The 8,008-nt window shown below is 71.5% G+C and carries 11 protein-coding genes; all 11 read right to left on the bottom strand.

What is annotated here, in order from left to right; all coding sequences use genetic code 11:
* Window positions 1-41 precede the first annotated feature (41 nt).
* Window positions 42-344 (bottom strand): DUF2469 domain-containing protein, encoded by a 303-nt coding sequence (locus AC5020_RS09540; RefSeq protein ID WP_377020354.1) that lies wholly within the window; start codon window positions 342-344, stop codon window positions 42-44.
* Window positions 341-1,090, bottom strand: coding sequence for a ribonuclease HII (gene rnhB, locus AC5020_RS09535; protein ID WP_464988106.1), 750 nt, complete (start codon window positions 1,088-1,090; stop codon window positions 341-343). Before rnhB ends, AC5020_RS09540 begins: the two co-directional genes overlap by 4 nt.
* Window positions 1,087-1,884 (bottom strand): signal peptidase I, encoded by a 798-nt coding sequence (lepB, locus tag AC5020_RS09530; protein ID WP_464988105.1) that lies wholly within the window; start codon window positions 1,882-1,884, stop codon window positions 1,087-1,089. Before lepB (AC5020_RS09530) ends, rnhB begins: the two co-directional genes overlap by 4 nt.
* 30 nt (window positions 1,885-1,914) lie before the next feature.
* Window positions 1,915-2,493 carry a signal peptidase I gene (gene lepB, locus AC5020_RS09525; RefSeq protein WP_464988104.1) on the bottom strand — a complete coding sequence of 193 codons (579 nt, stop codon included), beginning with the start codon at window positions 2,491-2,493 and terminating at the stop codon, window positions 1,915-1,917.
* A 7-nt stretch (window positions 2,494-2,500) separates the two neighbouring features.
* The gene (gene rplS / locus AC5020_RS09520) at window positions 2,501-2,851 is read right to left on the bottom strand and encodes a 50S ribosomal protein L19 (RefSeq protein WP_377020350.1); all 351 of its coding nucleotides are present in this window, start codon (window positions 2,849-2,851) and stop codon (window positions 2,501-2,503) included.
* A gap of 294 nt (window positions 2,852-3,145) precedes the next feature.
* Complete coding sequence (gene trmD / locus AC5020_RS09515; RefSeq protein WP_464988103.1) at window positions 3,146-3,898, bottom strand: tRNA (guanosine(37)-N1)-methyltransferase TrmD; 753 nt, start codon at window positions 3,896-3,898, stop codon at window positions 3,146-3,148.
* A gap of 8 nt (window positions 3,899-3,906) precedes the next feature.
* Complete coding sequence (rimM, locus tag AC5020_RS09510) at window positions 3,907-4,494, bottom strand: ribosome maturation factor RimM (RefSeq protein WP_377794458.1); 588 nt, start codon at window positions 4,492-4,494, stop codon at window positions 3,907-3,909.
* Window positions 4,491-5,450 carry a hypothetical protein gene (locus AC5020_RS09505; protein ID WP_464988102.1) on the bottom strand — a complete coding sequence of 320 codons (960 nt, stop codon included), beginning with the start codon at window positions 5,448-5,450 and terminating at the stop codon, window positions 4,491-4,493. The genes rimM and AC5020_RS09505 overlap by 4 nt, the downstream gene beginning before the upstream one ends.
* 55 nt (window positions 5,451-5,505) lie before the next feature.
* On the bottom strand, window positions 5,506-5,748 hold the full coding sequence (locus AC5020_RS09500; protein WP_377020346.1) for an RNA-binding protein: 243 nt from the start codon (window positions 5,746-5,748) through the stop codon (window positions 5,506-5,508).
* A gap of 1 nt (window position 5,749) precedes the next feature.
* Complete coding sequence (gene rpsP, locus AC5020_RS09495) at window positions 5,750-6,232, bottom strand: 30S ribosomal protein S16 (protein WP_377020345.1); 483 nt, start codon at window positions 6,230-6,232, stop codon at window positions 5,750-5,752.
* A gap of 291 nt (window positions 6,233-6,523) precedes the next feature.
* Window positions 6,524-7,900, bottom strand: coding sequence for an Nramp family divalent metal transporter (locus AC5020_RS09490; protein ID WP_464988101.1), 1,377 nt, complete (start codon window positions 7,898-7,900; stop codon window positions 6,524-6,526).
* Window positions 7,901-8,008: the final 108 nt, after the last annotated feature.

Genomic DNA, 8,008 nt, shown 5'->3' with positions numbered 1-8,008 from the left:
GTGCCGCGGCCGGCGCGGCCGCGGCACCGGCGGCGTCGCCGCTACGGCAGGGAGATGTCCGGCTTGTTGAGCTCCTCGATGTTGACGTCCTTGAACGTCACCACCCGCACGGAGCGGACGAAGCGGTTGGAGCGGTAGATGTCCCAGACCCAGACGTCGGCCAGGCGCAGCTCGTAGAAGACCTCGCCGCCACCGGAGCGGACCTGCAGGTCGACCTGGTTGGCGAGGTAGAACCGGCGCTCGGTCTCGACCACGTAGGTGAACAGGCTGACCACGTCGCGATATTCGCGGAACAGCTGGAGTTCGAGGTCGGACTCGTAGTTCTCGAGTTCCTGGGCGCTCACCGACGCTCCTCCTCATGCTGCGGGTGCCACTGGTCGTCCCACAGTACGCCAGCGCGCGAGGGTTCCGGCGCGTCGAGGGGAGTCGTCCCCAGGCGCCAGCTGCGACGGTGATGCTCATGGACGCCGAGGGTCTCGATCGCCCGGCGATGGGCCGCCGAGCCGTAGCCCTTGTTCGAGGCCCAACAGTAGTCGGGGGCGAGAGCGTCCAGGGCCACCATCTCGGCATCGCGCGCGACCTTGGCGAGGATGCTGGCGGCCGCGACGCTGGCGCAGTCCCGGTCCGCGGCGACCCGCAGCTCGACCACGGGGGTCGGCCGCGCACCGTCGGCTGCTCGTGCGAGCTCGGCAGAGAGCACGTCGACGTTGCCGTCCAGCACGATCGCGTCGATGTCGATCGCCAGCGCGTCGATGGCACGCACCGCGGCACGGGTCAGAGCGCGGATGATGCCGATCTCGTCGATCTCCGCGGCGCTGGCCCAACCGACGCTCCCGGCGAGGATGCTCTCGCGGATGGGCGCCACGAGGGCTTCCCGGCGGCGGGCGGTGAGCAGCTTGGAGTCGCGGACCTCCTCGGGCAGGGCCGCGGCGCGCCCGTCGATCACCTCGATCGCGCAGGCGCCCATGGCGACCGGTCCGGCGAGTGCGCCGCGGCCGACCTCGTCGATGCCGACGACGATGCGTCGCCCGGGCCCGCAGCGGGAGGCCAGGGCGAGCTCGGCGTCCAGGGTGGGAGCCGGTGTGCTCACGGCTGGTCGGGAACCTCGTCGAAGGTGTCCCCGGCGTCGCCCAGTCCGCTCCAGCGGCCGGCGGGCCAGAAGATGACCTCGGCCTTCCCGGTGACGTTGTCCTCCGGGACGAAGCCGTCCTCGCCCTGGACCTCGTGATAGGCGGAGTCGGCCGAGGCGTAGCGGTTGTCCCCCATCACCCAGATCTTGCCGTCGGGCACCGTGACGTCGAACGCCGCCTTGCAGGCGGGCGTGTCGGGGTTGATGTACGGCTCGTCCAGCTCCGTGCCGTTGACACTGACGGCGCCGCCCTCCTCCTCGCACTCGACATGGTCGCCGGGCAGGCCGATCAGTCGCTTGACCAGATGATCCTGGGACGGATCGGGGGCGAGCCCGACGAGGCTGAGCACCATCATCATCCGGACCCGCGGCGTCGGGTCGTCGGTGACATCGCCCGGGATCCAGTTGTCGGGGTCCTCGAAGACGACGACGTCACCGCGGTGGAGGTCGAACACGCCGGGGGTGAGCTTGGAGACCAGGATCTTGTCGTCCTGCAGCAGCGTGGGGTTCATCGAGGCCGAGGGGATGTAGAACGGCTGGATCAGGAACGTCTTGACCAGCACCGCGATCAGCAGGGCGACCGCCATGGTCAGGACCGTGTCCAGCCACAGCGGCATCCGCCGGCGGCGCGACGGGCGGGCATCGGCCGAGGCGGCCGATGCCGGGGCGGCGCCGTCGGCGGACGCGGCGTCCTCGCCGGATGCGGCGTCCTGGGAGTCGGACACAGCGCGGCGGGTCTCATCGGGCGGGTTCATCGCGGTGATCCTATCCGCAGATCCTGCGGATCAGAGGGAGCCGCTGCGGGTGAGAGGCCACACGATGCGGTCGACGTCACCGACGACGCGCTCTGCGGGGATCATCCCGCCGCCCGGTGCGCCCAGCAGGTGCCGGGAATCGGTGGAGTCGGAGCGGTTGTCGCCGAGGACGAACATGCGCCCGGCGGGGACCCGGAGATCGAAGTCGATCTCGCTGGGCGCGGTGCCCTCGGGCAGGTAGGGCTCCTCGAGGGGCACGCCGTCGACCGTGAGGGCCCCCGCGGGGTTGCAGCAGGCCACTCTGTCGCCGCCGACGGCGATCACGCGCTTGACCCAGTACCGGCCCCCGTCCGCCTGTGAGGGGGCGAAGTAGCCGGTGCCGTCGAAGACGACGACCTGCCCGCGCTCGGCCTCGCCGCGCTGCGTGCGGTCGGCGAGGATCACATCGCCTCGGGCCAGGGTGGGCTCCATCGAGGCCGACGGGACACGGAAGGGCTGGACGACGAACTGGCGCACCGCGGCCGCGGTCAGCAGGAGCAGCACGACACAGACGGCGGCGGCCACCACCAGGTGGGGCCGCCGCCGTCCGCTGCTGCCATCCGGAGTCATATCCGGATCAGGAGTGCTGGCGCTTCTCCTTGATGCGGGCCTTCTTGCCCGTCAGGCCGCGCAGGTAGTACAGCTTCGCGCGGCGCACGTCGCCGCGGGTGACGACCTCGATCTTGTCGACGGTCGGGGCGTGGATCGGGAACACACGCTCCACGCCGACACCGAAGGAGACCTTGCGGACGCGGAAGGTCTCGCCGACGCCGTGGCCCTGGCGGGCGATGACGTAGCCCTGGAAGACCTGGATACGAGAGCGGTTGCCCTCGACGACCTTCACGTGCACCTTGACGTTGTCGCCGGCGCGGAAATCGGGGACGTCCTCGCGCAGGGACGCCTTGTCGAGCTCATCGAGCTTCTGCATAGTGTGTCTCCAGCCCTCCGCCTCAGGTCGGACGGCATCGTTCGCGGGGCGCTCGTCGGCGCCCGTCCTGAACCGTCGATCCGGCGAGGAGCAGGCTCCTCGTGCCGGTGTGCTGGGCCTCTGGCAGCGACTCCCATCGCCACGGATCTGCCCGGCCGCTCGGTGCGTCCCTCCCCTGAGGCAGAGGGGCGCGCGGCGTGCACAAGGGCTCATTCTGTCAGCGCACGGGGGCCCCGGCAAGCCCCGACCCGTGGTGAGAGCGCTGGTCAGCGTCGGCGAGCGGTGTCGGATCCGTCACCCGAGAGGGGCCGGGCCCTCGTCGTCGGCCGGAAGCAGGTCGGGCCGGCGTTCGCGGGTGCGGCGGCGGGACTGCTCCCGGCGCCAGGCGGCGATGCGCCCGTGGTCACCGGAGAGCAGGATCGGCGGTGCCTCGCGCACGGTACCGGCGGGGTCCGTCCAGGACGCCGGACGGGTGTACAGCGGGTACTCCAGCAGCCCGTCGGAGTGGGACTCCTCGACCAGGCTGGCCGCGTTGCCGACCACTCCCGGGATCAGCCGGACGACGGCCTCGGTGATGGCCAGGACGGCGACCTCGCCGCCGTTGAGGACGTAGTCGCCGAGCGAGACGAGGGCGACCTCGTGCCCCTGGTCGGCCAGGTGCTCGTAGACGCGCTCGTCGATGCCCTCGTACCGCCCGCAGGCCAGGACGAGCCACTCCCGTTGCGACCAGTCCTGGGCGGTGGCCTGCGCGAAGGGTGCGCCGGCCGGGTTGGGGAAGATGATCAGGGGGTGGGCGTCGGCCCCCAGCGACTCCTGGCCGGCGGAGAGCACGGCGGCGAAGGCCTCCGCCCAGGGCTCCGGCTTCATGACCATGCCCGCTCCCCCGCCGAGCGGGGTGTCGTCGACCGTGCGGTGGCGGTCATGGGTCCACGTGCGCAGGTCGTGCACGTGCAGATCGAGGATCCCGTCCCGCCGCGCCTTGCCGATCAGGGACAGATCGAGCGGGGCGAGGTACTCGGGGAAGATCGTGACCACGTCGAGGCGCATCGCAGCGCTCAGCGTTCGTCGGCCGGCGCCGGAGCGGAGGTGTCGGGCCCGTCGTCAGGGTCCTCCTCCGGCAGCTCGTCGAACAGGCCTCCGGGCGGGTCGGCCACGACGGTGCCGCCCTCGAGATCGACCTCGGGCACGAGCTGCTCCACCAGCGGCAGCTGCACGCGTTTGCCGCTCGGGGTGCGGACCAGCAGCAGGTCCTGCGCCGGGTAGTGATCGACGCCGGTGACGGTGCCGAGCTCCCGGCCGTCGACGTGGCGCACGTCGAGACCCTTCAGCTGCGAGGGGTACCAGGCGTCGGGGTCCTCCTCGGCCTCCTCCTCGGCGTCCACGGACAGGGCCAGCTCGGCGCCGCGCAGCGATTCGGCGCCGGTGCGGTCGGTGACCTCCTCGAAGGTCGCGTACCAGCGGTCCTGCTGGAGCCTGGTGCCGCGCACGGTGAGGGTCCGCTGCCCCTGACCGCCGGCGACCTCGAAGACCGTGCCCGGGGCCAGGCGCTCCTCGGGCTGATCCGTGCGCAGGTTCAGGGCGACCTCGCCCCGCAGGCCGTGCGCCCGGCCGATGGTCGCGACGATGACCTCGAATGTGCTCATACCAGTCCTTCGTCTCCTTCGTCGCCGGTTCCGTCGTCGCCCTCCGTGGGCTCCGGTGAGGAGTATCCGGCCGTGTCGCAGCTGGTGCCCAGTTCCGCCAGGGGCTCGCGCAGCCCCTCGGAGGAGGTGTCGCCGTCCAGGGCGTCCTGGAACGGTGCGCGCACCTGCTCGAGTGCCGCCCGGACCCCGTCGTCGTCCACGGCCTCGATCTCGGCGGCGAGCAGGTCCGCGGTGGCCTGCACGTCGTCCATGCGATCTGCGGGCACCGTCCGGGGGCTGAGGCCGACCAGCTTGAACATGTTCGAGGTCAGCACGTTGGCATTGGCGAAATGGGTCAGGGTGCCGGGGGTGTCGAACACGTCGGCGCACACCAGCGTGGCGGGCTTGGTGCCGTCCTCTCCGGGCTCGGCGGCCCAGCTCGCCGCCTCGGAGACGCTCGCGCACCGGGCTGCCACCTCGCCCCAGGCGGTCCGGAAGCCGTCCCGATCGAGGTCGGCACCCTTCTCGGGCTCGGTGCGGAACCACTCGGCGAGTGTCGTGGCCGCGGCGCGGGCGTCCTCGGGGGCGCTCTCGAAAGCGGCCTCGACGTCGTCACCGGTCATGGCATAGAAGAAGGGGTCCGACGGGCCGGCCTCGGGCGCGGTCCCGGCGCGGTCGAGGACCGTTCGGGAGAGGGGGTCGGTGTAGTCGGGGTCGCCCCAGAACTCCCGGCACGACGCAGTGAGGGCCGGATCCGGGGTCGTGGGCTGTGCGCTCGTCGCCGTGCCCGGGTCTGCGGTGCCGGGCCCGGCCGTGTCCTCCGGGTCTGCCGTGCCCGAGGAGCACGCCGCCAGCAGGAGTGCAGCGCCCAGGGCGGCGATCACCGCGCCGGCGCTGCGCCGGCCCGCGCCGTCGGCTCTCCGGCCGGCCCGGTCGTGCGCATGCCAGGAGCGGCCCTGCCGAGTCCCAGCGACCATGTCGGGCATGGCCGGGGAGCCGGCAGGGCCGCTCCTGAAAGCAGTGCGAGGCACCTCAGCGCCGGTCGACGTCGACGATGTCGACGCGCACGTCGTCCTCCGACAGGGCCGCGGTGACCGTGCGCAGGGCACGGGCGGTGCGGCCGGAGCGGCCGATGACGCGGCCGAGATCGGCAGGGCCGACCCGGACCTCGAGCAGCGGGCCGCGGCGCGTGGACTTCTCGCTCACGCGGACGGCGTCGGGATCATCGACGATGCCGCGGACGAGGTGGTCGAGAGCTTCGGCGCGGGTGCTCATCTCACGCCTCGTCGGTCGATGCGGCTTCGGCGTCCTCGACGGACTCGCCCTCGGCGGGGGCCTCCTCGGAGCCGGGCTCGACACCCTCCTGGGCGCTCTCGCCCTCGGTGCTCTCCGACTTCTTCGCGCTCTGGCGGGACTCGGCGGCGGACTTGTCGGCGTCGGCGATCAGTTCGTCGGCGGACTTCTTGGACTCCGCGGTCTTCAGGGAGCCGGCGGGGTCGCCCTCGCCCGTGAACTTCTGCCAGTCGCCGGTGACCTTGAGCAGCGCGGCGACCTGTTCGGTCGGCTGCGCGCCGACGCCGAGCCAGTACTGCGCGCGCTCGGACTGCACCTCGATCAGCGAGGGCTCCTCGGTCGGGTGGTACTTGCCGATCTCCTCGATCACGGCGCCGTCGCGCTTCTTGCGCGAATCGGCCACGACGATGCGGTAGAACGGTGCACGGATCTTGCCCATGCGCTTCAGACGGATCTTGACAGCCACGTGGGTGGACTCTCCTTCAGGGATGTTCGGGTGAGTCCCGCCGCAGCCTGTGGGGTGATGCGGGCGCTGACGGTCCTCGGGGTGTCGTGCACCGGCGGATAGAGGGCCGGCCAGGGCACATACACAGGAGAGTATGCCAGGGATGCGGCCCGACTGACCAGCCGCGCCCGTGTGCACCGGGGCACACGGCGGGCCCCTCGGATGCTGCCGCCCTGGTGGCGGCGTGATGACCGTACCGGCCGTGCGGTGCCGACGGCATGACGCGCCGACCAGGTGTGGGGCGCCGAGGCCTCACCCGCCCAGCGTTCCGATCGCCTCGAGCAGCTGGTTGGCGCCGAGGACGACGAAGACCAGCGCGATGATCCCGAGCACCACGTTGAGCACCCATCCGTTGCGCCACGCCTGCGGCATGTGCCGCGAGTTCAGCAGGAACAGCAGTGTCAGGGCCAGGAACGGCATGAACAGCGAGCCCAGCACCCCGTAGGCCACGATCACCTGCACCGGCTTGCCGAGCAGGAGCAGCAGCATCGGCGGGAACGTCAGCCACAGGATGTAGAAGCGGTAGTAGCGACCGCCGATGCCCCGGTCCCGATGGCCTTCGGGACGCCTGCGCACATGTCCGAAGAAGTCCGCGAACATGATCGAGACGCCGTTCCACACCCCCAGCATCGACGAGAACGACGAGGCCCAGAATCCGATCAGGAAGACCCAGCTCATCGGCTCCCCGTACCGGGAGGCCAGGACCTCGGCCAGATCGACCAGGCCCTGATCGCCCTCCTCGATGGCGATGCCGCCGGAGTAGAGGAGTTCAGCCCCCACGACGAGCATGGCGACCACGAAGATCCCCGAGATCACGTAGGCCATGGCGTTGTCGATGCGCATCACGCGCATCCAGCGCGGGGTGGACCATCCCTTCGCCGCCAGCCAGTATCCGTAGGCCGCCAAGGTGATCGTGCCGCCGACGCCGCCGGCGATGCTCAGGGCGTAGAGGAGCCCGCCGTCCGGGACTCGCGGAACGAGTCCGAGGAGGATCTCGCCGATGTTCGGAAGGGTGACGATCGCGGCGCCGACGACGGTCACGAACATGACTCCGACGAGGACCGCGATGATCTTCTCGAGCCGGTGGTAGTGGCCGAGCCAGACCAGCGCGGCACCGATCAGTCCGCAGCCGACGGCGTAGACCATCAGCGGCACCTCGGCGACGCCCCCGATGTCCCCGATCACGGGCAGTTTCGGGACCAGTGCCACCAGGGGCAGCGCGGAGGCCGACATCGCCGTCGCGCCGTACACGAAGCCCCACACCATGATGTACGGGCCGAAGTAGAGCGAGGTCCACCAGCCGAGCCTCCGCCAGCCCTCGAAGATGGAGTGACCCGAGGCCAGGGTCCACCTCCCGGCGCCCTCGACCAGGAAGATCTTGATGATCACCCCGGCGACCGCGGCCCACAGCAGGGCGTAGCCGAACCGGGACCCGGCGACGAGCGTTGCGACGAGATCGCCCGCACCGATGCCGGTCGCAGCCACCACGATGCCGGGGCCGATCAGTCGCCAGCGCGGTGGGGCCTCCGGCTCGGTCGCAGCCCCCGCCGCTGCGCCGGCTGTGCCGGGCGCGTCCGGTGCGTCCGGCGCGGGCGTGGCGTCGTCGCCAGGATGCTGCTGTGGATCCATGGTCCGATGCTACGGGCACCGGTGCCTCTGTTCCGGGAGGTTCGCCCCCGCGGCTGCTCCGTGCTCGCGCGGCAGCGACAACGTGCCAGCGCTCGGCGATCGCCGCGA

The organism is Brachybacterium sp. SYSU DS0246 (assembly GCF_059391765.1).
This window is presented reverse-complemented; position numbering and strand designations above follow the sequence as displayed.